This window comes from Aquabacter albus, assembly GCF_040049275.1.
Classification (GTDB): domain Bacteria; phylum Pseudomonadota; class Alphaproteobacteria; order Rhizobiales; family Xanthobacteraceae; genus Aquabacter.
Genome location: NZ_JBDZDT010000003.1, coordinates 618,103 through 642,723, shown reverse-complemented (window position 1 = coordinate 642,723; position 24,621 = coordinate 618,103). Strand labels below are relative to the sequence as shown.

The 24,621-nt window shown below is 67.2% G+C and carries 27 protein-coding genes; 17 read left to right on the top strand and 10 right to left on the bottom strand.

Features of this window, described 5'->3' with window-relative positions; all coding sequences use genetic code 11:
• Nucleotides 1-68: 68 nt before the first annotated feature.
• The 3 genes from ABLE91_RS09415 to fabD form a co-directional block, all read right to left on the bottom strand.
• Nucleotides 69-305, bottom strand: coding sequence for an acyl carrier protein (locus ABLE91_RS09415; protein WP_012172834.1), 237 nt, complete (start codon nt 303-305; stop codon nt 69-71).
• 260 nt (nt 306-565) lie between these two features.
• Entirely contained in the window at nt 566-1,303 is a 738-nt protein-coding gene (gene fabG / locus ABLE91_RS09410; RefSeq protein ID WP_348930538.1) for a 3-oxoacyl-[acyl-carrier-protein] reductase, read from the bottom strand.
• Nucleotides 1,304-1,331: 28 nt separating this feature from the next.
• Nucleotides 1,332-2,288 carry an ACP S-malonyltransferase gene (fabD, locus tag ABLE91_RS09405; RefSeq protein ID WP_348930537.1) on the bottom strand — a complete coding sequence of 319 codons (957 nt, stop codon included), beginning with the start codon at nt 2,286-2,288 and terminating at the stop codon, nt 1,332-1,334.
• A 201-nt stretch (nt 2,289-2,489) separates the two neighbouring features.
• Here fabD and ABLE91_RS09400 point away from each other — a divergent pair, with 201 nt between their 5' ends.
• The 6 genes from ABLE91_RS09400 (at nt 2,490) to rplI (ending at nt 6,325) form a co-directional block, all read left to right on the top strand.
• Nucleotides 2,490-2,885 carry an antitoxin Xre/MbcA/ParS toxin-binding domain-containing protein gene (locus tag ABLE91_RS09400; protein WP_348930536.1) on the top strand — a complete coding sequence of 132 codons (396 nt, stop codon included), beginning with the start codon at nt 2,490-2,492 and terminating at the stop codon, nt 2,883-2,885.
• Nucleotides 2,845-3,612, top strand: coding sequence for an RES family NAD+ phosphorylase (locus tag ABLE91_RS09395; protein ID WP_348930535.1), 768 nt, complete (start codon nt 2,845-2,847; stop codon nt 3,610-3,612). Before ABLE91_RS09400 ends, ABLE91_RS09395 begins: the two co-directional genes overlap by 41 nt.
• Nucleotides 3,613-3,894: 282 nt before the next feature.
• Nucleotides 3,895-4,365, top strand: a complete 471-nt coding sequence (gene rpsF / locus ABLE91_RS09390; RefSeq protein ID WP_348930534.1) for a 30S ribosomal protein S6 — start codon at nt 3,895-3,897, stop codon at nt 4,363-4,365.
• Nucleotides 4,365-4,625: a 30S ribosomal protein S18 gene (rpsR, locus tag ABLE91_RS09385; RefSeq protein WP_348930533.1), complete on the top strand. Its 261-nt coding sequence runs from the start codon at nt 4,365-4,367 to the stop codon at nt 4,623-4,625. The genes rpsF and rpsR overlap by 1 nt, the downstream gene beginning before the upstream one ends.
• A 112-nt stretch (nt 4,626-4,737) precedes the next feature.
• Nucleotides 4,738-5,700 (top strand): DUF2232 domain-containing protein, encoded by a 963-nt coding sequence (locus ABLE91_RS09380; protein ID WP_348930532.1) that lies wholly within the window; start codon nt 4,738-4,740, stop codon nt 5,698-5,700.
• A gap of 40 nt (nt 5,701-5,740) precedes the next feature.
• Nucleotides 5,741-6,325 (top strand): 50S ribosomal protein L9, encoded by a 585-nt coding sequence (gene rplI / locus ABLE91_RS09375; protein ID WP_348930531.1) that lies wholly within the window; start codon nt 5,741-5,743, stop codon nt 6,323-6,325.
• 20 nt (nt 6,326-6,345) lie between these two features.
• Here the strand turns inward: rplI and ABLE91_RS09370 are convergent, their stop codons facing one another.
• Nucleotides 6,346-6,534: a hypothetical protein gene (locus ABLE91_RS09370; protein ID WP_348930530.1), complete on the bottom strand. Its 189-nt coding sequence runs from the start codon at nt 6,532-6,534 to the stop codon at nt 6,346-6,348.
• Between the two features lie 97 nt (nt 6,535-6,631).
• Between ABLE91_RS09370 and ABLE91_RS09365 the strand changes: the two genes are divergently transcribed.
• Nucleotides 6,632-7,885, top strand: coding sequence for a cyclopropane fatty acid synthase (locus tag ABLE91_RS09365; RefSeq protein ID WP_348930529.1), 1,254 nt, complete (start codon nt 6,632-6,634; stop codon nt 7,883-7,885).
• 269 nt (nt 7,886-8,154) lie between these two features.
• Here ABLE91_RS09365 and ccmB read toward each other — a convergent pair whose 3' ends face one another.
• Both ccmB and ccmA read right to left on the bottom strand, forming a co-directional pair.
• Complete coding sequence (gene ccmB, locus ABLE91_RS09360) at nt 8,155-8,823, bottom strand: heme exporter protein CcmB (protein ID WP_348930608.1); 669 nt, start codon at nt 8,821-8,823, stop codon at nt 8,155-8,157.
• Nucleotides 8,823-9,476 carry a heme ABC exporter ATP-binding protein CcmA gene (gene ccmA, locus ABLE91_RS09355; protein ID WP_348930528.1) on the bottom strand — a complete coding sequence of 218 codons (654 nt, stop codon included), beginning with the start codon at nt 9,474-9,476 and terminating at the stop codon, nt 8,823-8,825. The genes ccmB and ccmA overlap by 1 nt, the downstream gene beginning before the upstream one ends.
• A 144-nt stretch (nt 9,477-9,620) precedes the next feature.
• Between ccmA and acnA the strand changes: the two genes are divergently transcribed.
• Nucleotides 9,621-12,317 (top strand): aconitate hydratase AcnA, encoded by a 2,697-nt coding sequence (acnA, locus tag ABLE91_RS09350; protein WP_348930527.1) that lies wholly within the window; start codon nt 9,621-9,623, stop codon nt 12,315-12,317.
• Between the two features lie 234 nt (nt 12,318-12,551).
• The gene (locus ABLE91_RS09345) at nt 12,552-13,316 is read left to right on the top strand and encodes a DUF1223 domain-containing protein (RefSeq protein WP_348930526.1); all 765 of its coding nucleotides are present in this window, start codon (nt 12,552-12,554) and stop codon (nt 13,314-13,316) included.
• Nucleotides 13,317-13,440: 124 nt separating this feature from the next.
• On the opposite strand, the gene ABLE91_RS09340 is transcribed toward ABLE91_RS09345, so the two are convergent.
• The 3 genes from ABLE91_RS09340 to ABLE91_RS09330 all read right to left on the bottom strand — a co-directional run bounded on the left by ABLE91_RS09340 (nt 13,441) and on the right by ABLE91_RS09330 (nt 17,106).
• Nucleotides 13,441-14,208, bottom strand: coding sequence for an aldolase/citrate lyase family protein (locus ABLE91_RS09340; protein ID WP_348930525.1), 768 nt, complete (start codon nt 14,206-14,208; stop codon nt 13,441-13,443).
• A 22-nt stretch (nt 14,209-14,230) separates the two neighbouring features.
• Nucleotides 14,231-15,970 (bottom strand): L-arabinonate dehydratase, encoded by a 1,740-nt coding sequence (gene araD / locus ABLE91_RS09335; protein WP_348930524.1) that lies wholly within the window; start codon nt 15,968-15,970, stop codon nt 14,231-14,233.
• A gap of 164 nt (nt 15,971-16,134) precedes the next feature.
• Entirely contained in the window at nt 16,135-17,106 is a 972-nt protein-coding gene (locus ABLE91_RS09330; protein ID WP_348930523.1) for a Bug family tripartite tricarboxylate transporter substrate binding protein, read from the bottom strand.
• A 132-nt stretch (nt 17,107-17,238) separates the two neighbouring features.
• On the opposite strand from ABLE91_RS09330, the gene ABLE91_RS09325 reads away from it, so the two are divergent.
• The 4 genes from ABLE91_RS09325 to ABLE91_RS09310 all read left to right on the top strand — a co-directional run bounded on the left by ABLE91_RS09325 (nt 17,239) and on the right by ABLE91_RS09310 (nt 20,810).
• Nucleotides 17,239-17,949, top strand: coding sequence for a GntR family transcriptional regulator (locus ABLE91_RS09325; RefSeq protein ID WP_348930522.1), 711 nt, complete (start codon nt 17,239-17,241; stop codon nt 17,947-17,949).
• A gap of 155 nt (nt 17,950-18,104) precedes the next feature.
• Nucleotides 18,105-19,289 carry a pyridoxal phosphate-dependent aminotransferase gene (locus ABLE91_RS09320; protein WP_348930521.1) on the top strand — a complete coding sequence of 395 codons (1,185 nt, stop codon included), beginning with the start codon at nt 18,105-18,107 and terminating at the stop codon, nt 19,287-19,289.
• A 5-nt stretch (nt 19,290-19,294) separates the two neighbouring features.
• Nucleotides 19,295-19,831 carry a lysozyme inhibitor LprI family protein gene (locus tag ABLE91_RS09315; protein ID WP_348930520.1) on the top strand — a complete coding sequence of 179 codons (537 nt, stop codon included), beginning with the start codon at nt 19,295-19,297 and terminating at the stop codon, nt 19,829-19,831.
• 55 nt (nt 19,832-19,886) lie between these two features.
• On the top strand, nt 19,887-20,810 hold the full coding sequence (locus ABLE91_RS09310) for a sugar kinase (RefSeq protein WP_348930519.1): 924 nt from the start codon (nt 19,887-19,889) through the stop codon (nt 20,808-20,810).
• Nucleotides 20,811-20,914: 104 nt separating this feature from the next.
• On the opposite strand, the gene eda is transcribed toward ABLE91_RS09310, so the two are convergent.
• Nucleotides 20,915-21,559 (bottom strand): bifunctional 4-hydroxy-2-oxoglutarate aldolase/2-dehydro-3-deoxy-phosphogluconate aldolase, encoded by a 645-nt coding sequence (eda, locus tag ABLE91_RS09305; RefSeq protein ID WP_348930518.1) that lies wholly within the window; start codon nt 21,557-21,559, stop codon nt 20,915-20,917.
• A gap of 129 nt (nt 21,560-21,688) precedes the next feature.
• On the opposite strand from eda, the gene ABLE91_RS09300 reads away from it, so the two are divergent.
• The 4 genes from ABLE91_RS09300 (at nt 21,689) to ABLE91_RS09285 (ending at nt 24,611) form a co-directional block, all read left to right on the top strand.
• On the top strand, nt 21,689-21,892 hold the full coding sequence (locus ABLE91_RS09300) for a hypothetical protein (RefSeq protein WP_348930517.1): 204 nt from the start codon (nt 21,689-21,691) through the stop codon (nt 21,890-21,892).
• A complete protein-coding gene (aztA, locus tag ABLE91_RS09295; protein ID WP_348930516.1) occupies nt 21,889-22,635 on the top strand; it encodes a zinc ABC transporter ATP-binding protein AztA in 747 nt (248 codons plus the stop codon). Before ABLE91_RS09300 ends, aztA begins: the two co-directional genes overlap by 4 nt.
• A gap of 156 nt (nt 22,636-22,791) precedes the next feature.
• Nucleotides 22,792-23,664 (top strand): metal ABC transporter permease, encoded by an 873-nt coding sequence (locus ABLE91_RS09290; RefSeq protein ID WP_348930515.1) that lies wholly within the window; start codon nt 22,792-22,794, stop codon nt 23,662-23,664.
• Between the two features lie 11 nt (nt 23,665-23,675).
• Entirely contained in the window at nt 23,676-24,611 is a 936-nt protein-coding gene (locus ABLE91_RS09285) for a metal ABC transporter substrate-binding protein (protein ID WP_348930514.1), read from the top strand.
• Nucleotides 24,612-24,621 lie beyond the last annotated feature (10 nt).

The following is a 24,621-nucleotide window of genomic DNA, read 5'->3' as shown; positions in this document are numbered from 1 at the left end:
CGGAACAATTACGGCGACGGCCGCGAGCGCCTTTGGCACCGCGACCGTCGAATTCGGAAAGGGTTTGATCAACCCGCGTTCTTTTCCAGGAACTTGATGGCGTCGCCAACCGTCAGGATGGTCTCGGCAGCGTCGTCCGGGATCTCGGTGTTGAACGCCTCTTCGAAGGCCATCACGAGCTCGACGGTGTCGAGGCTGTCGGCGCCGAGATCGTCGATGAAGCTGGCATTCTCCGTGACCTTTTCGGGCTCAACACCCAGATGCTCCGCGACGATCTTCTTCACCCGCTCGGCGATGTCACTCATCGATGCACCCTCATTGTCTGAATTATGTCCTGCCGTCCGGCGGCTGTGAGACGGCATAAAGCCTTTCACCCGCCGTGCCCAGCCCCCATGCTCGCGCCCGATCGGGCAGATCGAAGCACAGAAATTCCACACCCGAACGCGCGTTATCTTTAGCTCGATCGGATGGAGCGGGTCGTTACCACACTTCCCCAGCCTTTGCCAGCAAAGCCCATCCCGGTGTCAAGGTCCAGCCGCGCGTTGCGTGAACGCGCGGTCCGCCCTCAGATCATCGCCATTCCGCCGTTCACGTGGATCGTCTGCCCGGTGACGTATCCGGCCTCGTCGGAGGCGAGGTAGACGCAGGCATTTGCGATGTCTTCCGGCGTTCCGAGCTTTCCAGCCGGCACGGCCTTCAGGATGGTCTCGCGCTGCTTCTCATTGAGCGCGTCGGTCATGGGCGTGGCGATGAAGCCCGGGGCGACGCAGTTCACCGTCACGCCGCGGCTCGCCACTTCCTGGGCCAGCGACTTGGTCATGCCGATCATGCCGGCCTTGGCGGCGGCGTAATTGCCCTGGCCCGCATTGCCGGTGACGCCGACGATGGAGGTGATGGAGATGATGCGCCCCGTGCGGCGGCGCATCATGGAGCGCACGGCCGCGCGGGAGAGGCGGAAGGCGGCGGTGAGGTTCACCGCGATCACCTGGTCCCACGCCTCATCCGACAGGCGCATGAAGATGTTGTCGCGGGTGATGCCGGCATTGTTGACGAGGATGTCCACATGGCCGAGGGCAGCTTCCGCGTCCGGCACCAGCTTCTCCACCTCTTCGGTGGAGCCGAGATTGCAGGGGATGACATGCACCCGCTCGCCCATCTCGGCGGCGATGGCGTCCAGCGCCTCGCGGCGGGTGCCGGAGATGGCGACAGTTGCGCCCCGCGCGTGGAGGGCCTTGGCGATGGCGCCGCCGATGCCGCCCGTGGCGCCGGTGACGAGCGCGGTCTTGCCGCTGAGGTCGAACATGGGAACTCCGGAAGCAGGAAGGTGAGGATCAGGCGGCGGGGGCCCGACGGGCCGCGATGAATGCGGCCACATCGTCGGGGGTGCCGACGGCGGAGGCGGCGATCTCCTTGGTGATGCGGCGCGAGAGGCCGGAGAGCACCTTGCCGGCGCCCACTTCCACCGTTCGGGTGACTCCGGCGGAGGCCATGAACAGCACGCTTTCGCGCCAGCGCACGGTGCCGGTGACCTGCTCCACCAAAAGGCGGATGATCTCCTGCGGGTCGGTGACCGGGCCGGCCTTCACGTTGGAGACGACCGGCACGACCGGGGCCTTCACGCTGGCCTTTGCCAGGGCTTCCGCCATGGCATCGGCGGCGGGCGCCATCATGCGGCAATGGAAGGGGGCGGAGACCGGCAGGAGGATGGCCCGCGCGGCGCCCTTGGCCTTGGCGATTTCGATGGCGCGCTCCACGGCCTTGGTGGCGCCGGAGACCACCACCTGGCCGTCCGCATTGTCGTTGGCGGCCTGGCAGACATCGTCGCCGGCGGCTTCCGCCGCCACCGCTACAGCGTCCTCGTAGCTCAGGCCCAGCAGGGCGGCCATGGCGCCCGCGCCCACGGGCACGGCGTTCTGCATGGCGTTGCCGCGGATCCGCAGGAGGCGGGCGGCATCGGAAACGGTCAGGGCACCAGCGGCGGCCAGTGCGGAATATTCGCCCAGGGAATGGCCGGCGACGAAGGCGGCGTCCTGCGCCAGATTCAGCCCGGCTTCCGCCTCCAGCACCCGCATGGCGGCGAGGGAGACGGCCATGAGGGCCGGCTGGGCATTGGCGGTGAGGGTCAGCTCATCCGCCGGGCCGTCCCACATCAGCGTGGACAAGGACTGCGAAAGGGCGTCGTCCACTTCCTGGAACACCGCCCGCGCGGAGGGGAAGGCATCGGCGAGAGCCTTGCCCATGCCCACTGTCTGGCTGCCTTGTCCGGGGAAGATGAAGGCCGTGCTCATGCGCGTTCCTTAGCTTTTGTTGCGGGCCTCAAATTTGGGGAGGGGAGAGACACCGGGTTGCCCAGGGTGTCAAGGTTGAGGGCGGCGCTTTCCCTCTTCCAATACGGTTGGGGAAGCTTGCAGTCGCAAAGGATGCCAAGCTTTATTGCGCCAGAAAGAAAATAATTGTAGAGTTTCACTGGAAAGGAAATCGAGGGTCTTATGTCGCCGTCTTTCCTGCCGGCCTCTTCCCCCGCCGCGGCGCATCCGGACGCCGGGCAGGTGGTCACGAAAGCGGTGCTGCGTGCCGCCGATGCACTGCGCCTCAACGGGCGCGCCTTGGCGGAAGTGGTCGGGGTTTCGGAAGCCACCGTGTCGCGCATGCGCAAGACACAATATGCGCTGGAGCCGGGCACCAAGCCGTTCGAACTGGCCGTCCTGTTCGTGCGCCTGTTCCGGGCGCTGGACGCCATTGTGGGTGGGGATGCCCGCTCGGCGAGCGCGTGGCTGGTGAACCCGAACACGGCGCTGGGCGGGGTGCCGGCGGAGAAGATCCGCACCGTGGCCGGGCTGGTCGATGTCATTGCCTATCTGGACGCGCGACGCGCTCGCCTCTGAGGCGCGGCCCTTCGCCGGGCGCGTCTGGCGCGTGGTGGAGGCGCAGCACCGCGTCTCGACCCTGAAGCTGGTGGACACGCTCGCCGAGCAGGCGCTGCTGGAAGATCTCATCGAGGAGACCAAGCCCGCGCTCCCGCCGGAATGCGAACGGCTCGATTATCTGCTCGCGACGCCGTTCCGCTATGGCGCGCTTTATCCCAATGGCTCGCGCTTCCGCCGGGCCGGGCGCACGCTCGGCGTCTATTACGCGTCCGAGGCGCCGGACACCGCCCTGGCGGAGATGGCTTTCTACCGGCTGCTGTTTTTTGCCGAATCACCGAAGACGCCGTGGCCGCAGGATCTGTCAGACTACACCGCCTTCAGCGCGGCGGTGGCGGGGGAGCGCGCTCTCGATCTGACCCTGCCGCCCCTGGACCGGGACCGGGCTGCCTGGACCCATCTCCTGGATTATGCGCCCTGCCAGGCGCTGGCCGAAGCAGCGCGGGAGGCGGGCGTCGCGGTGATCCGTTATGAATCCGTGCGCGATCCGGAGCGGGGGGCGAATGTGGCGGTGCTCACCGGCGCCGCCTTCGCCAACCCGCACGTGCTGGAGCGTCAGACATGGCGGGTCCGTTTCAGCGCCTCGGGCGTCCAGGCGGTGTGCGAATTTCCCGAGCGACGTGTGGGTTTTGAGGTAGAGGCGTTCGCCGCCGACCCGCGCATCGCAGGGCTCGCTTGGCGGCGATAGGCCCCGGTGCATCATCCTCCGGTCGAGCCGGCCATGACGGCATGGGGAGGCACGAAAAGCCCCGTCCCGCCTTGCATCCGTGCCAAAACCTGCTATACGCCCCGCTTCCGTTGCCCCGGCCGGGGGCTGAACGGACGGTCGGCTGTTGTCGCGCAAGCGAAAAGAGCCGGTAGGGCGATGAGCCCGTCGTCCCGTGTCCCTGCCTTGCGAGCAGACGAGCCTTTCCGAGGGCTCGAAAGGGCTTGGCGCCGGGGACGGACGAACAGAAAGGCAAGAGACGACATGGCGCTCTATGAGCACGTGTTCCTCGCGCGCCAAGACGTGACGGCGCAGCAGGTCGAGGAACTGACCACCCGATTCAAGGGTGTGATCGAGGCGAACGGCGGTTCGGTCGGCAAGACCGAATATTGGGGTGTGAAAACCCTCACCTATCGCATCAACAAGAACCGCAAGGCCCACTTCACCCTGGTCAACATCGACGCCCCCGCGGCGGCGGTCCAGGAGATGGAGCGCCAGATGCGCATCGATGAGGACGTCCTGCGCTTCCTCACCCTGCGTGTCGAGGAGCACGAGGAAGGCCAGTCGGCCATGCTCCAGAAGCGTGATCGCGACGACCGCGAGCGTGGCGAGCGTGGTTTCGGCGGTGATCGCGGCTTCGGCGGCGACCGGGGCTTCGGTGGTGGTCGCGACCGCGACGACCGTCCGCGCCGTCCGCGCGATCGTGAAGAGACCCAGGGCGAGGAGGCAGTCTGATGGCGTTCGCTCAAGCTGGTGGTGCCGGCGGCGGTCAGCGTCGTCCCTTCTTCCGCCGTCGCAAGACCTGCCCGTTCTCCGGCCCGAACGCGCCGAAGATCGACTACAAGGATGTGCGGCTCCTGCAGCGCTACATTTCCGAGCGCGGCAAGATCGTGCCGAGCCGCATCACGGCGGTCTCCGCCAAGAAGCAGCGCGAGCTGTCCGCCGCCATCAAGCGCGCGCGGTTCCTCGGCCTGCTGCCGTTCGTGATCCGCTGATCGCGGCGTCCTCCTGGGGCGCATAAGTAAAGAGGTGCCGCGCAGCCGTGCGGCACCAGTTGGGGCCGGCATTGCGACCGGCCTCTAACCGCCTTGGCGGGACAGCGAGACAATGGGACAGATCCTCATCATCGGCATTGCCGCCGGAGCGGCATCGGCACTTCTCGTGGCGGGCGTCGCCGCGGGCACCGTGCTGGCCGTGCCCCTGTTCTATCTCGCACCCCTTCCCATCATGCTGGCCGGGCTGGCCTTCAGCCATTGGGCGGGCTTCGTGGCTGTGGCCGTCGCCGGTGCGGGCCTCGCCGTGGTGTTCGGCTCCACTTTCCTCCTCGCCTATCTCGTCGGCATTGGCGGCCCCGCCTGGGCGCTCGCTTATGCGGCGCTTCTCGCCCGCGCGGAGCCGGCGGGGCGCGGCGGGCTGGTCTGGTTCCCGGTGGCCGGGCTGGTGCTGCTGGCGGCGGGCCTTGCCACCGTCAGCACGGTGGTGGGCCTCCTCTCCGTCTCCGCCGATTATGAGAGCTACCGCGCGGCGGTGGGCGCTGCCTTCGAAGCCTTCATCCAGGTGCAGAAGGACGGTGCCCCCACGGGCATGGCCCCGGCGGATGCCGCGAGCATGGCCTCGCTGGTAGCGAGCGTGCTGCCGCCCATGGCCGGCGCGCTCTCTATGGTCACGCAGCTCATCTGCCTCTACCTCGCCGGCCGCGCGGCCATGGTGTCGGGGCGGCTCGCGCGGCCCTGGCCGGATCTTGCGGCGGTGCGCCTGCCGCAGGTGACCAGCCTCGCCCTCGCCTTGATCATCGCCGCCTCGGTGGCGCCGGGCATGGTGGGGCTCTCCGCCTCGGTGGCCGGCGCCACTTTGGTCACCGGCTTTGCCATAGCGGGCTTCGCCTCGCTTCATTTTCTGACACGGGGACGGAGCGCGCGTCCGCTCATCCTCACGGCCGCATGGGTCGCCACCCTGGCGCTCGGCTGGCCGATCCTCGCCATCGCGCTGCTCGGACTGGTGGACACCATGTTCGACCTGCGCACCCGCATGGGCACCGCCGGCGGACCGCCGGCCGCCAACGACCGCTGAACTGAAACTCATCACGAACACAGGAACATAGGAGACTAAAATGGACGTCATTCTTCTTGAGCGCGTCGCCAAGCTCGGCCAGATGGGCGAAGTCGTGCGCGTGCGCGACGGCTATGCCCGGAACTTCCTCCTCACCCAGGGCAAGGCGCTGCGCGCCACCAAGGACAACCGCGCCAAGTTCGACCAGATGAAGGTCCAGCTCGAGGCCCGTAACCTGGAGCTGAAGACGGAAGCGGCCGCGGTCGGCGCCAAGCTCAACGGCACCAGCGTGGTGCTCGTCCGCCAGGCCGGCGAGAGCGGCCAGCTCTACGGTTCCGTCTCCACCCGCGACCTTGCCGAGGCGCTGGAGGCCGTCGGCTTCCATGTGGGTCGCCAGCAGATCGTGCTGAACCACCCCATCAAGACCATCGGCCTGCACAAGATCCCCGTCACCCTCCACCCCGAGGTCGAGGTTTCCGTCACCGCCAACGTCGCCCGCAGCGCGGAGGAGGCCGAGCGCCTCGCGCGCGGCGAGAACGTGATGATCCCCGTGGACGAGGACGAGGACGATGAGGACGAGCTCGGCGACGCCGCCGAGGAGAAGGTGGTGGAAGTGCTCGCCGAGGAGGGCGAGGAGCAGGCCTGAGCAAACAGCCGGCTTTTGCTTCATTCCGTGAGGTAAATCAGAACGCCCGGCTTGAGCCGGGCGTTTTCTTTTGTCTGGAGGGCTTCAAGCATATTGCCGAAATCGGTTTGTGGTGTTGTGATTTGAACCTGACGCAGCGGGGCCTTAACCGCGCTGCGGATGAAGGAGCGTGAAAGCAGAACGTGGGGCGGCAGGTGTGCCGTGGCCATGGACAATGGCCGTTAGGCACGCCGAGCGAGGAAGACCGCGGCGTTGCGGCGTCGCGGGGTGAGGTCCGAGGGGATCAACTCCAGACGGAGGCGGTCGATGGACTTTTTGCTTGAAACGGTGTTGCGCCGTGCCATTTCGCGCGGCGGTCTTACAGTGACGACAGCTTCGGGGCGCACGTTCAGCGTCGGGCCCGATACCCCGACCGCGCATGTGCGTTTCAGGACGGCTCTGGCGGAGTACAAGCTCCTGCTGGACCCGGAACTCACGGTCGGTGAGCTTTATGCCGACGGGGAGATGACCCTGGAGCGCGGCGACATCGCCGATCTGCTCGACGTGATCATGTCCCAGCCGGTCATCCAGCCGACCTTGTCCTCGCGTGTGCTTTATTATGCTCGCATGGCGGTGCGCCGGGTGGCGCAGTTCAACCCGCGCGGACGCTCGCGGCGCAACGTTGCCCACCATTACGATCTGGACGGGCGGCTCTATTCCCTGTTTCTCGATGCCGATCGGCAATATTCCTGCGCCTATTTCGAGCATCCGGGCCAACGGCTGGACGATGCCCAGCTCGCCAAGAAGCGGCATCTGGCGGCGAAGCTCATCCTCGACCGGCCGGACCTCAGTACGCTGGACATCGGCAGCGGCTGGGGCGGGCTCAGCCTTTATCTGGCGGAGATCGGCCGCGCACGCATGACCGGCGTGACGCTCTCCACCGAGCAGCTTGGCGTCGCCAAGGCGCGGGCGGATGAAAAAGGGCTGGCGGATCGCGTGGAGTTCCGCCTCCAGGATTATCGCGACGTGCCGGGGCCATTCGACCGCATCATTTCGGTGGGCATGTTCGAGCATGTGGGCGTCGACCATTACGGCGCCTTCTTCCACAAGGTGCGCGATCTGCTCCATGAGGACGGGGTGATGGTGCTGCATTCCATCGGCCGCTCCGGCGTGCCGGGCATCACCAATCCCTGGATCGCCAAGTACATCTTCCCGGGCGGCTACATCCCGGCGCTGTCCGAGGTGCTGCCGCAGATCGAGAAGGTGGGGCTGGTCGTCACCGACGTGGAAGTCCTGCGCCTCCATTATGCGGAGACGCTCAAGGCCTGGCGCGAGCGGTTCCTGGCGCGCCGGGAAGAGGCGCTGCGCCTCACCGACGAGCGCTTCTGCCGGATGTGGGAATTCTACCTCGCCGGTTCGGAGATGGGGTTCCGGCACCAGGGCCTGATGATCTTCCAGATCCAGCTGGCCAAGCGCCAGGAGGCGGTGCCGCTGACCCGGGATTACATCGCCGAGGTGGAAGAGAAGCTGCGCGCCGCTGAGCGCCGCGCGGCAACGCCGCTCCGGCTGGCGGGGGAATAAGGGGCTTTCCCTGACACCGCACGTCATCCCCGGGCTTGACCCGGGGATCTTTTGTCCTGGAGAAGCGAAAGCGAAGCTTGAGCGCAGATCCGGAACCCAGCGCAAAAGACTGCCGAAGGCGCTTCAACCCGTTTCCGATGCCACGCAGTGGAAACGCAAAGGCGCTGGTCGCGGATTGACGGCTTCGCCGGAGTTGTGCGCTGGGTCCCGGATCTGCGCTCCGGCTGCGCCGTCACTGGTCCAGGACAAGCCGGCACATGGTGGCTGGCTCACCCTCGCGCGGCCCTCAGCGCCGCCGCCGCCGCCACCGGCCCCAGCACCAGAGCAAACAGGGCAAGCCCGATCAGCACGCGGAACGGCGTGCCGAACGGCACCGGCCCCGTCACCGCCGCCCCCGTGGCGGAGACGGCGAAGATCAGCACCGGGATCGCCAGAGGCAGCACGAGGACTGCGATCAACAGTCCGCCACGCCGGAATGCGCCCGCGAACGCCGCGCCGATGAGGCCGAGCGCGGTGACGGCGGGCGTGCCCACCAGAAGCGTCGCCACCAGCGCGCCGATGGCGGCAGGGTCGAGGTTCAGCATCAAGGCGAGGAAGGGCGCCGCCACCACCAAGGGCAGGCCGGTGGCGATCCAATAGGCAAGGCCCTTGGCGGCCGCCACCAGTTCCAGCGGCAGGAGCGCGCCGGTGAGCGCGTCCAGCGAGCCGTCCTCCACATCGGCCGCGAACAGGCGCTCGAGACCGATGAGGCTCGCCAGCATGGCGCCGATCCACAGGATCGCCGGACCGATTCGGGCGAGCAGGACGAGGTCCGGCCCCACGGCGAAGGGCACCACCGCCACCACCGAGAGGAAGAACACGACCCCGAGCCCGGCTCCGCCGCCGGCCCGCATGGCCAAGGCGAGGTCACGCCGGACCAAGGCGAGGAAAGCCGCCATCATGCGGTTGCCCCGAGGCGCAGTTCGCGCGCCTTGGCGCCGAAATCGAGCGGGGCATGGGTGGCGGCGAGGATCAGCCCGCCTGTCTCCAGGTGCGCCCGCCCGAGCGCGGCGAAGCGCGCCTGCGCGCTGGCATCAAGGGCGGTGGTCGGCTCGTCCAGCAGCCAGACCGGGCGCCGCGAGACCAGAAGGCGGGCAATGGCAAGGCGGCGCCGCTGGCCGGCGGAGAGCACCGCGGCCGGAAGGCGTCCGAGCCCGCCGAGCCCCACCTCGTCCAGTGCCTCCGCCACCGCGAGACCCGGCGTGCCAAGAACGGTGCGCCAGAAGGTCAGGTTCTCCGCGACGCTCAGCGCGCCCTTCAGCGCATCCTCGTGGCCGAGATAGTGCATCTGCTCCGCCGGGCGCGTATCAGGGTCCAAACCCGCAAGCTGCACGCGTCCGGATGTCGCGGTGATCAGCCCCGCAACGATTCGCAGGAGCGAAGACTTGCCGGCTCCATTTGGCCCCGTAACCACCAGGGCCTCGCCCGTGTCGATTGTAAAATGCAGGCCCTCGAACAGAAGCCGCGTGCCCCGGCGGCAAGCCAGGGCTTGACCGAAAAGGGCGACGCCTTCCCAATTTGGCCTGAGCCTTGCGTCTGGTGCATTGCACATTCGTTCGTCTTATCGCATGACCGCGGTTTGAAATCGCTCTATAAAGCGGCTGAACCGCACCGTCCAAGGTGGGATGGCACCTCTTCCTCCCGCCATCTCTGGACGGTTGGCGTCGGTCGATCATCGAACCGGAGACAAAGCGCCGTGACCTCCCTCGACAGCTTCAAGTGCCGCACCACCCTGTCCGTCGACGACAAGGAGTATGTCTATTACAGCCTTGAAGCGGCCGAGAAAAACGGTCTCGCCGGGATTTCCCGCCTGCCCTTCTCCATGAAGGTGCTGCTGGAGAACCTCCTGCGCTACGAGGACGGCCGCAGCGTCACCAAGGAAGACGTGGCCGCCATCGCCGAATGGCTGACCACCCGCGGCAAGTCGGAGCGCGAGATCGCTTACCGTCCGGCCCGCGTGCTGATGCAGGACTTCACCGGCGTTCCGGCGGTGGTGGACCTCGCTGCCATGCGCGACGCCATGGTGAATCTCGGCGGCGACCCGGTGAAGATCAATCCGCTGGTGCCCGTCGATCTCGTCATCGACCATTCCGTGATCGTGAATTATTTCGGCGACAGCACCGCCTTCGCGAAGAATGTCGAGGAAGAATATAAGCAGAACCAGGAGCGTTACCGCTTCCTGAAGTGGGGCCAGAGCGCGTTCGACAACTTCCGCGTCGTGCCCCCGGGCACCGGCATCTGCCACCAGGTGAATCTCGAATACCTCGCCCAGACGGTCTGGACCCGCAAGGAAGAGCTGAACGGCAAGACCGTCACCGTCGCCTATCCCGACACGCTGGTGGGCACGGACAGCCACACCACCATGGTGAACGGCCTCGGCGTGCTCGGCTGGGGCGTGGGCGGCATCGAGGCGGAGGCGGCCATGCTCGGCCAGCCCATCTCCATGCTCATCCCCGAGGTGATCGGCTTCAAGCTCTCCGGCAAGCTGAAGGAAGGCATCACCGCCACCGACCTCGTGCTCACGGTCACCCAGATGCTCCGCAAGAAGGGCGTGGTGGGCAAGTTCGTGGAATTCTACGGCTCCGGCCTTGAGCACCTCTCGCTCGCCGACCGCGCCACCATCGGCAACATGGCCCCCGAATACGGCGCCACCTGCGGCTTCTTCCCCGTGGACCGCGAGACCATCGATTATCTCGACGAGACCGGCCGCAAGGACAGCCGCGTGCAGCTTGTGGAGGCCTATTCCAAGGCCCAGGGCATGTGGCGCAAGAAGGACACGCCCGATCCGGTCTTCACCGACGCGCTGGAGCTCGATCTCGACACCGTGCTGCCCTCGATGGCGGGCCCCAAGCGTCCCCAGGATCGCGTGCTGCTGAGCGATTCGAAGGCGGGCTTCCTCGGCTCGCTCGAAGGCGAGTTCAAGAAGCCCGGCGCCGCCGACATCCGCTTCCCGGTGCAGGGCGAAGACTACACCCTGGGCCATGGCGACGTGGTGATCGCCGCCATTACCTCCTGCACCAACACCTCCAACCCCTCGGTGCTGATCGCCGCCGGCCTGCTCGCCAAGGCGGCCGTCAAGCGGGGCCTGAAGTCCAAGCCCTGGGTGAAGACCTCGCTGGCGCCTGGGTCCCAGGTGGTCGAGGGCTATCTGAAGGCGGCGAACCTGCAGGAATATCTCGACGCGCTCGGCTTCAACCTGGTCGGCTTCGGCTGCACCACCTGCATCGGCAATTCCGGGCCGCTGCCGGAGCCCATTTCCGAAGCCATCAACAAGAACGATCTGGTCGCCGGCGCCGTGATCTCCGGCAACCGCAATTTCGAAGGCCGCGTGAACCCGGACGTGAAGGCGAACTATCTCGCCTCGCCTCCCCTGGTGGTCGCTTACGCGCTCGCCGGCTCGTTGCAGGTGGACCTCACCACCGAGCCGCTCGGCACGGATGACGATGGCAATCCCGTCTACCTCAAGGATATCTGGCCGACCAATAAGGAAATCGCCCAGTACATCCGCGACAACGTCACCAAGAAGATGTTCAAGGAAAAGTATTCCGACGTCTTCAAGGGCGACGAGCACTGGCAGAAGATCGCCATTCCCACCGGCCAGACCTACGCCTGGCAGGATTCGTCCACCTACGTCCAGAACCCGCCTTACTTCGTCGGCATGACCAAGGAGCCGGAGCCGGTCACGGACATCATCGATGCCCGCATCCTCGGCCTGTTCCTGGACAGCATCACCACCGACCACATCTCCCCGGCCGGCTCTATCAAGGCGTCGAGCCCGGCGGGCCAGTATCTGGTGGAGCACCAGGTCCGCCCGGTGGACTTCAACCAGTACGGCACGCGCCGCGGCAATCACGAAGTCATGATGCGCGGCACCTTCGCCAATATCCGCATCAAGAACCAGATGATCCCGGGCGTGGAAGGCGGCATTTCGGTCCACTATCCGGACGGCGCGCAGGCGCCCATCTACGACGTAGCCATGCAGTATAAGGCCGAGGGCGTCCCGCTGGTGGTGCTGGCCGGCAAGGAATACGGCACCGGCTCCTCCCGCGACTGGGCGGCGAAGGGCACCAAGCTCCTCGGCATCCGCGCCGTGGTGGCCCAGTCCTTCGAGCGCATCCACCGCTCGAACCTTGTGGGCATGGGCATCATGCCGCTGGTGTTCGAGGAGGGGACCTCCTGGCAGACCCTCGGCCTGAAGGGCGACGAGCTCGTCACCCTGCGCGGCATCGAGGGCGAGCTGAAGCCGCGCCAGCAGATGACCGCCATCATCGCCTACGCCGATGGGCGTGTGGTGGAAGTGCCGCTCATCTGCCGCATCGATACGCTGGACGAGCTGGAATATTTCCGCTCCGGCGGCATCCTGCCCTACGTGCTGCGCTCGCTGGCGGCGTGAGGCGGAACGCTTCACCGACATAAGGTCATCCCCGGCGTGGCCCGGGGATCTCCGTCCGGCGGAGGAGATGGCCGGGTCAAGCCCGGCCATGACGGCCCTTAGCCTCTGCAACTTTCAGCCCCAAGGCCCAGCTTTAGGCTTGCGCCGGGCTCTCACTGCGAATTGACTGGCCTCCGCCGTGCCACACGCCTATGCGTGGTGCTCCCGTCAGATGGTTCAGATTTGTCCGTGCCGATGCGCTTTCGCCCCTCTCTCCTCCTCGCTGCTGCGCTCGTGGGCGTGCTGGTCGGCGGGCGGGCTCAGGCGCAGGCTCCTTCCTCATCCCCCAAGGCGGTCGTAGAGCTGTTCACCAGCCAGGGCTGCGCTTCGTGCCCGCCGGCCGACGCGCTGCTGAGCGAGCTTGCCAAGGATCCGGACGTGATCGCCATCACGCTGGCGGTGGACTACTGGGACTATATCGGCTGGAAGGACACCCTGGCCAAGCACGGCCATTCGCTGCGCCAGCGCGCTTATGCAGAGCTGCGCGGCGACCGCATGATCTACACGCCGCAGATCGTCGTCGACGGCTTCGCCCCCGCCAAGGGCAGCGACAAGGCAGCGGTGACCCGCGCCATGGCGCGCGCCAAGGATGTGGGCTCCGTTCTCTCCGTCCCGGTGACCCTGGCACGCAAGGGCTCGGATCTGGTGGTGGATGTGGGCGCCCTCGCGCGCCACACCGAGAACCCGGCCTTTTCGGCCGACATCTGGGTCTGCCCGGTGATCCGCAGCCATGACGTGGCGATCGGGCGGGGCGAGAATGCCGGCAAGACCGTTACCTATACAAATGTGGTGCGCGGCTGGATCAAGCTCGGCCCCTGGAAGGGCGAGGCGGCGAGCTATACCGTCCCCTTGAGCCGCATCGCGCCGGACAATGAGGATGCCGTCGTGGTGATGGTCCAGAGCGGCACCCAGACGGCGCCCGGCCCGATCCTCGGCGCCGCACGGCTTTCGCTGAACTGACCACCCAGCGGGTGGTCATCCCCGGACTTGATCCGGGGATCTCCCGTCTCCTTGCAGCAATAGCCAGTCCCGGAGCCATGACCCCCTCTCCCGCTTACGGGAGAGAGTGTGTCGTTCGCCCCACTCAGCCTTCCGTAAACCGCCGCGCCAGGGCTTCCGAGCCACGCGCCAGCAGCCCGCTGTCGGAACCCACCGCCGTGAAGATCGTGCCCGCCGCCATGTAGCGCTTCGCCAGCGCCTCGTCGGGGGTGAGGATGCCCGCCCGGTTGCCGGCGGCGGTGATGCGGCGGATGGTGGTCTCGATCATCTCCACGATGTAGGGATCGCCCTGCTTGCCGAGATAGCCGACGCTGGAGGAGAGGTCCCCGGGCCCGATGAAGACGCCGTCGACGCCTTCGACGCCGCAAATGGCCTCCAGATTGTCCAGGGCCTCTTGCGTCTCCACCTGCACGAGAACGCAGATCTCTTCCTCGCAGCGGTCGTAATAATCCTTGATGCGGCCGAAGCGCGAGGCGCGGGAGGCGGCGGCGAAGCCGCGAATGCCCTTGGGCGGATAGCGTGTCGCAGCCACCGCGGCGCGGGCCTCCTCGGCATTCTGCACCATGGGGATGAGGAAAGTCTGGACGCCGGCGTCCAGATAGCGCTTCGCCAGCACATGGTCGTTCCAGGGAATGCGCACGATGGGCTGGGCGGAGCCTTCCATGGCGGCCTGGAGCTGGCTGTAGACGATGGGCAGCTCGTTGGGCGAATGCTCGGTGTCGAGCAACAGCCAGTGGAAGCCGGAGCCGGCCAGGATCTCCACGGTGAAGTTGCTCGGGACGGAGCACCACAGGCCGATCTGCTGGCGCCCCGCATGGATGGCGCGCTTGAAGCTGTTGACGGGCAATTCCACGTTTCGCTCCCGGAAAAAGGGTTCAGAAGATGGCCGGCTCGCCGATGGGCGCACCGAAGGAAGTTTCGAGGAAGTCGAAGTCGCATCCCTCATGAGCTTGGCCGATATGGCGGGTGAACATCCAGCCATAACCGCGCTCGAAGCGCGGCGGCGGCGGCGCCCAGGCGGCGCGGCGGCGTGTCAGCTCTTCTTCCGGCACGTTGAGCGTGATGGAGCGGGCCTCCACGTCCACGCTGATCATGTCGCCGGTTTCCACCAGCGCCAGCGGGCCGCCCACGAAGGATTCCGGGGCTACATGCAGCACGCAGGCGCCGTAGCTGGTGCCGCTCATGCGCGCGTCCGAGATGCGCAGCATGTCCCGCACGCCCTGGCGCACCAGCTTCTTCGGCAGCGGCAGCATGCCCCATTCCGGCATGCCGGGGCCGCCTTGGGGGCCGGCATTGCGCAGCACGAGCACATGGTCAGGCGTCACGTCGAAATCGTCCCGGTCGATGACGGCCTTCATGGACGGGTAGTCGTCGAACACGATGGCGGGGCCGGTGTGCTTGAGAAGGCGCTCCTCGCAGCAGCCGGGCTTTATAACGCAGCCCTCGGGGGCGAGATTGCCCTTAAGCACGGCGAGCGCGCTCTGGTCCGTCGCCGGCCGCTCCACGGGGCGGATGACGTCCTCATTGTAGATGGTGGCGGCGGCAATGTTCTCGCCCAGCGTCTTGCCGGAGACGGTGAGCGCATCGAGATGGAGGTGCTCCGTGATGCGCGTCATTAGCGCCGGCAGGCCGCCGGCATAGAAAAAGTCCTCCATCAGATAGGCATCGCCGGTGGGCCGCACATTGGCGAGGGTGGGCACCTTGCGGCTTGCCGCCTCGAAATCGTCCAGCGTCACCGGGCAGCCGGCGCGGCGGGATTGGGCGAGCACATGGATGATGGCGTTGGTGGAGCAGCCCATGGCCATGGCCACCGCAATGGCGTTCTCGAAGCTCTCCCGCGTCTGGATGTCGGCGGGGGTCAGGTCCTCCCACACCATCTCCACGATGCGCCGCCCCACCGCCGCGCACATCCTGACATGATTGGAATCCGCCGCCGGGATGGAGGAGGCACCGGGCAAGGTCATGCCGGTGGCTTCGGCGATGGCGGTCATGGTGGAGGCCGTGCCCATGGTCATGCAATGGCCGAAGGAGCGGGCGATGCCGCCCTCGATATCCAGCCAGTCCTGGTCGGAAATGTTGCCGGCGCGGCGCTCGTCCCAGTATTTCCACGCGTCCGAGCCGGAGCCCAGCACTTTGCCCTTCCAATTGCCGCGCAGCATCGGGCCGGCGGGCACGAAGATGGCGGGCAGGCCCGCGCTGGTGGCGCCCATAAGGAGAGCAGGCGTGGTCTTGTCGCAGCCGCCCATCAGCACCACCCCGTCCACGGGGTGGGAGCGGATCAGCTCCTCCGTCTCCATGGCCAGCAGATTGCGGTAGAGCATGGTGGTGGGCTTGACGAAATTCTCCGCCAACGAGATGGCCGGCAGCTCGATGGGAAAGCCCCCCGCCTGGAGCACGCCGCGCTTCACATCCTCCACCCGCTCCTTGAAATGGGCGTGGCAGGGATTGATGTCCGACCAGGTATTCACGATGGCGATGGCGGGCCGGCCGATGAAGTCCTCAGGCGCATAGCCCATCTGCATGATGCGGGAGCGATGGCCGAAGCCGCGCAGGTCATCCTGCGCGAACCAGCGCGCGCTGCGCAGCGTGTCGGGGGTCTTGCGGGGCTTGGTCATGGGGGATGTTCTCTGACGCATACCTTAGGGATCGTCATGCCCGGGCTTGTCCCGGGCATCCACGGGGCTCCGCAAGCGCAAGGCCAACGGTGAGGCGTGGATCCCCGGATCAAGTCCGGGAATGACAGCACTTTTGCTTCATCGACGTGGTTCTGAATATTCACTTATTCCGTGGGCGTGATCTTGCCCTCGTCGATCACCTGTTTCCACATGGCCTGCTGCTCGGCCTGGAAAGCGGCGAACTCCTTCGGCGAATTGGCGACCACCTCGAAGCCGATGTCGTTGAACTTCTTCTTCACCTCGGGGTCGCGCAGCGCCGTCATGAGCGCCGCTTCGAGCTTGGCCTTCACATCGGCCGGAAGCCCCTTGGGGCCTGCGGCCGCCTGCCAGGAATAGACCTCAAGGCCCGGCACGCCGGCTTCCTTCATGGTGGGGGTGTCGGGGAACACCGAGGCCCGGTCCGCCGCCGTCACCGCCAGCAGCTTCAGCTTACCGGCGCGGATCTGGTTCGCCACCGAGCCGAGATTCTGGAATGACACGTCCGCATGGCCGCCCATGAGGTCGTTGATGGCCGGGCCGCCGCCCTTATAGGGCACGTGGACGCCCTGGGTGCCCGTCTTCTGCCAGAACAGGGCTGCGGTGAGATGGTCGGACGAGCCGATGCCGGACGAGGCGAAAGTCACCTTGTTCGGGTTCTTCTTCATATAGTCGATCAGCTCCTTCACCGAGTTGGCCGGGAAGTTCGGCGTCGCGACCAGCACGTTCGGCGTGCGCACGGCCACGGTGAGGAGGTCGAAATCCTTTTGCGGGGAATAAGCAAGGTTCGGATAGAGCGCGGGATTGATGGCGAAGACGCCGATGGAGCCCACAAGCAGTGTGTAGCCGTCGGCCGGGGACTTCGCCATCTGCTGGGCGCCCGTGCCGCCATTGGCGCCGGGCTTGTTGTCCACCACCACCGGCTGGCCCAGTACTTCAGACATTTTGGGCGTGATGAAGCGCGCCGCGCTGTCCGAGGCGCCGCCCGCAGGGAACGGCACGATGACGGTGACCGGGCGGTCGGGATAGCCGGCCGCAAAACACGACGTGCTCATGGCGACGCCCAATAGCGCCGCGCAGACGAACTTGATCGAAGACATCTGGCGTCCTCCCGGGACTTTTTTGTTTCCGGCACATGGCGGCCGGCGGCGCCCGTCTGAGGCGGGTCTGACGGAAACTGAAACACTAATGCATTAGTTGGTCAACGAGAAAACATGATATGGATCGCGGGCATGAACGAGGCCATCAACCCGCAGCTTCTCCCGCGCCCCGCCCGCGACCGCTCCAGGCAGGCGGCGCCGCAGGTGTTCGACTATCTGCGCGAACAGATCGTCACCTTGGTCCTTCCCCCCGGCGCCACGCTGCCGCGAGCCGCGCTCCAGGACCTGTTCGGCGTTTCCTCCACGCCGGTGCGGGACGCGCTGATGAAGCTTGAGGAAGAGGGGCTGGTGGAGGTGTTCCCCCAGCACGCCACCAGGGTCTCGCCCATCGATCTCGGCCAGGCGAAGCGCACCCAGTTCCTGCGCCGCTCCATCGAGCAGGAGGCGGTGCGGCTGCTGGCGGAGCGGACCGACCGGGATGTCGCGGTGGCCGCCCTGGACGCGGTGATCGCGCGTCAGAAGGCGCTTCTGGCGGCAGGGGACCTGGAAGCCTTCGACGTGGCGGACCGCGCCTTCCACGGCACGCTGTGCGACCAAGTGGGCGCGGGGGAATTGTGGGCGCTGGTGCGCCGCTCCTCCGGCCATATCGACCGGCTGCGGCGGCTCAACCTGCCCCTCGCCGGCAAGGCGCCACAGATCATCCTGGACCACGAAGCCATTGTGCACGGCATCGCAGCGGGGGATGCTGCCGAGGCCCAGCGCGCCGTGCGCGACCACCTCTCCCGCTCGCTTGCCTCGGCGGACGGGATGCGGAAGGACCGGCCGGATTATTTCCGGGATTGAGGGGCTTGCCGCCGCCTTATTCCCTCTCCCGCAAGCGGGAGAGGGGGCAAATCGCGCGAAGGGACCTGTTCTCCTTTAGCCGGATAGCATGCTATTTCCTCCCACCTGACATAAGGCCAACAAGGCGGGCCGGACCCGCCGGGGAGAGAGTGCCCATGCTGACCACCGTCGACGCTTTCGACCGCATCGGCGAAGAGAACGCCTTCGCCGTTCTCGCCCGCGCCACCACCCTCGCGGGGCAGGGCCGCGACATCATCAATCTCGGCATCGGCCAGCCGGATTTCCGCACGCCCGAGCACATCGTCGAGGCCGCCATCAAGGCGCTGCAGGACGGCCATCACGGCTATACGCCCTCGGTCGGCATCCTGCCGCTGCGCGAGGCGGTGGCCCGCGACCTCAACCGCCGCTACGGCGTGGAAGTGGACCCCGGCCTCGTGATGATCGTGCCCGGCGGCAAGGTCACAATGTATGCCGCCATCCGCCTGTTCGGCGAGCCGGGCGCGGAGATCATGTATCCGGACCCCGGCTTCCCCATCTACCGCTCCATGATCGAGCATACCGGCGCGACGCCCATCCCGGTGCCGATCCGCGAGGAGAACGGCTTCGCCTTCTCGGCGGAGGAGACGCTGGCGCTCATCACGCCGAAGACGCGCCTTCTCATCATCAATTCGCCCGCCAACCCCACCGGCGGCGTGACCCCCAAGGCCGAGATCGACAAGCTGGTGAAGGGCCTCGCCGCCCATCCCCATGTGGCGATCATGTCGGACGAGATCTACGACCACTTCGTGTTCGACGGCGAGAAGCACCAGACGCTGCTCGCCTATCCCGAGATCCGCGACCGGCTGATCCTGCTCAACGGCTGGTCCAAGACCTATGCCATGACCGGCTGGCGCCTCGGCTATTCGGTGTGGCCGAAGTCGCTCTATGAAGCCGTGCGCAAGCTCTCGGTGAATGCTTGGTCGTGTGTGAATGCCGCCACCCAATATGCCGGCATCGCCGCCCTCGACGGCCCGCACGATGCGGTCTCCGCCATGGTGGCCGAGTTCGACCGCCGCCGGCATCTGGTGGTGGAGGGGCTGAACGCGCTTCCGGGCGTGTCCTGCGCGACCCCGCGGGGCGCCTTCTATGCCTTCCCGAATGTCTCCGGCACGGGCTGGACCTCCGCCAAGGCGCTCGCTTCCGCGCTGCTGGAGGATGCGGGCGTGGCGGTCATCGGCGGGCCGGATTTCGGCGTTTATGGCGAGGGGTATCTGCGCCTCTCTTATGCCAATTCCGCCGAGAACATCCGCGCCGCCCTGAAGCGCATGGACACCTTCCTGCAACAGCGGAAGGCGGCCTGAGACCCGTGCGGCGGGCGCGTTCCAAAGACAGCATCCGCCGCATCCTCCCAGCTCTCCTGCTGCTCTGGGCCGCGCCCGCGCTCGCCCAAAGCGCGGATAATCCCTGGCCGATCTCCGCCCGCTGCCAGAAGGGCGAGATGCTGGCCCGGGAGTATGGCCGCTGCCTCTACGACGCCATCGCCTTGAGCGAGAAGGTGATGGAAGCGGCGGTGGACAATGCGGTGGCGGTGATCGAGAGCCGCGGGGACCTTGCCGGCGTCCAGCGCACCCGCTGGAAAAGCCTCCTGGACGAGGCGCAGGTGCGCTTCGTGCTCTACCGCAATTTCGACTGCCAGGGCGTCGCGCCTTATGAGGGCGGGAAGGGCATCGGCAATTTCGAGCAGCGCTCGCTCTGCCTCATCGCCAACAATGAGCGGCGGGCCAACGACCTGCGCCTGCGCTACGGCGAGCCGGTGACGGTGCCCGTGGCGACAGCGCCCGCCGCTGGTCTGGGCACCCGGCCGGCCACATGGGTGCAGGCGGTGTCCCAGCGCGCAGACTGATCTTGCGCCCCGCATGGCTCTGGCCGATGGTGCGCGCCGCTTCAGAGGACAAGATATGGCAAAAGTGGTTTGCGTGGGCGAGGTGATGGTGGAACTGGCGCGCGGCACGGACGGGCGCTTCGGCCTCGCCTTCGGCGGCGACACGTTCAATACGGCGGTTTATCTCTCCCGCGCCGGCATCGACACCGCCTATGCCACCGCATTGGGCGACGACATCTTCTCCGGCCAGATCCTCGACCTTGCCGCCATGGAGAATGTGGGCCGCGAGGCCATCCTGCAGGTGAAGGGCCGGGTGCCGGGTCTCTATCTCATCACCACGGATGATAAGGGCGAGCGCAGCTTCCATTATTGGCGCGACACCTCGCCTGCCCGCGTGCTGTTCGAGATGGACGGCTGGCAACAGGTGGCCGAGCAGCTGGTGGGCGCGGGCGCGGTCTATTTCTCCGGCATCACCCTTTCGCTCTATTCCAATGCCGGCCTCGGCCGGTTCCTCGCCTCTCTGGAGTTGGCGGGCACCAATGGGGCGTGGCGCGTGTTCGACGGCAATTTCCGCCCGCGCGGCTGGGCTGGTGATGTGGGGCGGGCGCGCACTGTGTTCGCGGAAGCCATGAAGCGGGCCTCCATCGCGCTTCCCACCTTCGAGGACGAGGTGGCGCTCTGGGGCGATGCCTCGCCCATGGCCACCATCGAGCGCATCACCACCTATGGGGTGAGCGAAGTGGTGGTGAAGAACGGGCCGGCGGGCGCGCTGGTCTATGCAGAGGGCAAGGTGATCGAGGTGCCGGTGGAGCACGAGGTGCTCCCGGTGGACACCACGGGCGCGGGCGACAGCTTCAATGCGGCCTATCTCGCGGCCCGCCTGAAGGGGGCGACGCCGGAGGAGGCGGCGCTGGCGGGACACCGCCTCGCGGGCGCCGTGATCATGCATCGCGGGGCGATCATTCCCCGCGCCGCGCATGAGGGCATGAGCGCGCATTGACCTTCAGTCGTCATGCCCGGGCTTGGCCCGGGCATCTCCCGCCGCGAGGTCGGAGCCCAGTCGAGATCCCCGGGTCAAGCCCGGGGATGACGGCTAAACACAGGTCAGAACCTCACCGCCCGCTTCAGCCCCGACGCCGCCTTCGCCAGATCCCGCACCTTGCCGAAATCCCCCGCGCGGATGGCGTCCGCCGGCACCACCCAGGAGCCGCCCACGGCCACCACATTGGGCAGCGCCAGATAGGTCTCCACATTGTTGGGCCCGATGCCGCCCGTGGGGCAGAAGCGCAGGTGGGGCAGGGGGCCGGCGATGGATTTCAGGAACGGCACGCCGCCCGCCGCCTCGGCGGGGAAGAATTTCAGCACCTGGAAGCCCAGCGCCGAGAGCGCCATGGCCTCGCTCACCGTGGCGCAGCCGGGAAGCACCGGCACCGGCGCCTCGGACAGCGCTTCGGCGAAGGCATGGGTGGTGCCCGGGCTCACCAGATAGGCGGCGCCGGCTTCCAGCGAGGCCTCCACATGGGCGACCTCGGTGACCGTGCCAGCGCCCAAGATCGCGCCCTCCACCTCGGCCGCGATGGCGCGGATGGCCTCCAGGGCCACGGGGGTGCGGAGCGTCACCTCGATCAGTGGCAGGCCGCCTTCCACCAGCGCGCGGGCGAGGGGAACGGCATGCTCCAGGCGCTCGATCACTACCACGGGGATGACCGGGGCGCGGGCGAGGAGCGGGAAGGGGCTCGGCAGGCTCATGAAGCGTCTCTCCAATGCGGGGGCCTTTGAAGCGCAGCCCCTTGCGCGTGTCGAGTACCATTCAACGCAAAAGGCGGGCGTCTGGTCGCAAACCGGGCTGGACAATGTAAATGATACTCTGTATCAGTCATGTCCATGACATCCGCCGCCCCTTCCAAGCCCTCTGTTCCCGCGCCTCCCAAGGCCGGCGGGCATGATCATGGCAGGCGCGCGCGCGGTCGGTCCTATGACCCGGCCTTCTCCGTCCTGCGGGCATCTTTCGCCCAGCGCGCGATCATCGCGGCGGGGCTCGCGGCGGTCCTTTGGGTCGCCGTGATCTGGGTGACGCCATGACCATAGCGCCCCAACTCCGCTTCCGCGACCTGACGCTCGGCTATGAGCGCCACCCGGCGGTGCACCATCTCGACGGTTCCGTGGAGGAGGGTACGCTTCTGGCCGTGTGCGGTCCCAACGGCGCCGGCAAGTCCACGCTCATGCGTGGCATTGTCGGCCAGTTGCGGCCTCTCGCCGGTGCCATCGAGCGCGGTGGGCTCGATGCCCGCGAGATCGCCTATCTGCCCCAGGGCGCGCAGGTGGACCGCAGCTTCCCCATCAGCGTCTACGACATGGTCTCCATGGGCCTGTGGCGCTGCTCCGGCCTGTTCGGCGGCATCGGCAAGGCGGACCGCGCGAAGATTGCAGAGGCCGTCGCTGCCGTTGGCCTGGAGGGCTTCGAGGGCCGCCCCATCGGTACCCTCTCCGGCGGCCAGATGCAGCGGACCCTGTTCGCGCGGCTCCTTTTGCAGGATGCCCGGCTGATCCTCCTGGACGAGCCCTTCACGGCGCTGGACGCCAAGACCGTCTCGGACCTCCTCGATCTCGTGCGCCGCTGGCATGGCGAGAGGCGCACGGTGCTGGCGGTGCTGCACGATTTCGATCTGGTGCGGGCGCACTTCCCCCACACCCTGCTGCTCGCCCGCTCGGCGGTGGCCTGGGGCCCGACGGGTGAGGCGCTGGCGCCGGAGAACCTTTTGAAGGCGCGCCGCATGGGCGAAGCCTGGCACGACAGCGCGGCCATCTGCGACGCGGCGGCGTGATCCGCACCATCAATCCCCCTCTCCCGCTTGCGGGGGAGGGGCGGGGAGGGGGCACATGAAGCAGGGCGATCCGCGCCTGCCTTCGTGCCCGGCTTTTCCCCCTCCCTAACCCTTCCCCGCAGGCGGGAGAGGGAACCGAGCGGCTTTGGACCACAGATGAACCCCTACGATCTCCTCATCGCTCCGTTCGCGGAGTTCGAATTCATGCGCCGGGCGCTGGTGGGCGTGTTCGCTTTGGCCCTGGGCGCGGGGCCGGTGGGGGCGTTCCTCATGCTCCGCCGCATGAGCCTCACCGGCGATGCCATGGCCCACGCCATCCTGCCCGGCGCGGCCATCGGCTTTCTCGTCTCGGGATTGGACCTGTTCGCCATGACCTTCGGCGGGCTCGCCGCAGGCCTTCTCGTGGCGGTGGGCGCGGGCGTGGTGGCGCGGGCGACTGAACTGAAGGAGGACGCCTCCATGGCGGCCTTCTATCTCATCTCGCTGGCCCTCGGCGTGCTGATCCTCTCGGTCAAGGGCTCGAACGTGGACCTGCTGCACGTGCTGTTCGGCACCGTGCTGGGCCTCGACGATCCCACCCTTTATCTGGTGGCCGGCATCGCCACGCTGACGCTCCTGACGCTCGCAATCATCTGGCGCCCGCTGGTGCTGGAATGCGTGGATCCCGCCTTCCTCTCCTCCGTGAGCCGGGCGGGCGCGCCGAGCCATATCGCCTTCCTGGCGCTGGTGGTGCTGAACCTCGTGGGCGGCTTCCACGCGCTGGGCACGCTGCTCTCGGTGGGCCTCATGATGCTGCCCGCCGCCACCGCCCGCTTCTGGGTGCGCGATCTGACGCCGCTGGTGTGCGTCGCCACCGCCATCGCCTTCGTCTCGGGGGTGGTGGGGCTGCTGGTGTCCTACCATGTGGGCGCGCCCTCGGGCCCGGCCATCATCCTCGTGGCGGGCGGTGCTTACCTGTTCTCGGTCCTGTTTGGACCCGCCGGCGGCATCATCACGCGCCGCTGGCCGCTGCGCCATCTCGAAGCCTGAAGGAGTTGTCCATGCTCTCCCGTCGCACGTTGCTCGCGGCCGCCCTGGTTCTCGCTGCCACGCCCGGCTTCGCCCAGACCAATGAGAAGCTGCCGGTGGTGGCGTCCTTCTCCATCCTCGGGGATTTCGTTAAGAATGTGGGCGGCGACCGGGTGGCGGTGACCACCATTGTCGGCCCCAATGGCGACAGCCACGTCTACCAGCCGACCCCGGCGGACGCGAAGAAGATCGCCGCCGCCAAGCTCGTGTTCGTGAACGGCCTCGGCTTCGAGGGCTGGATGGACCGGCTCGTGAAGGCCTCCGGCACCAAAGCGAGCGTCGTGGTGGCCACAAAGGGCGTCACGCCGCGCGAGCGCACCGCCGACGAGCCGCAGGAGGACGAGGACAAGCCCGCCAAGGGCCACGCCCATGCCCATGGCGCCATCGACCCCCATGCCTGGCAGTCCATTGCCAACGCGAAAGTGTATGTGGGCAATATCCGCGACGCCCTCATCGCCGCCGATCCGGCGGGCAAGGCCGAATACACCGCCAATGCGGACGCCTATCTCGCCAAGCTCACGGCTCTTGAGGCGGACGTGAAGGCGACGGTTGCCGCCATCCCGGCCGACCGGCGGCTCATCATCACCTCCCACGACGCGTTCGGCTATTTCGGCGACGCTTATGGCCTGAAGCTCTTGGCGCCGGAGGGTGTCTCCACGGAGACCGAGGCGTCGGCGAAGGATGTCGGCCGCATCATCCGCCAGATCAAGGCGCAGAAGGTGCCGGCGGTGTTCCTGGAGAACGTCACCAACCCCCGTCTCGTGGACCGCATCGCCAAGGAAAGCGGCGCGAAAGTGGGCGGCACGCTCTATTCCGACGCCCTCTCCGATGACAAAGGCGGCGCGCCTACCTACATCGACATGGTGCGCAGCAACCTCAAGGAGCTGTCCAGCGCGCTGACGAGCTGATGCGCCTCAT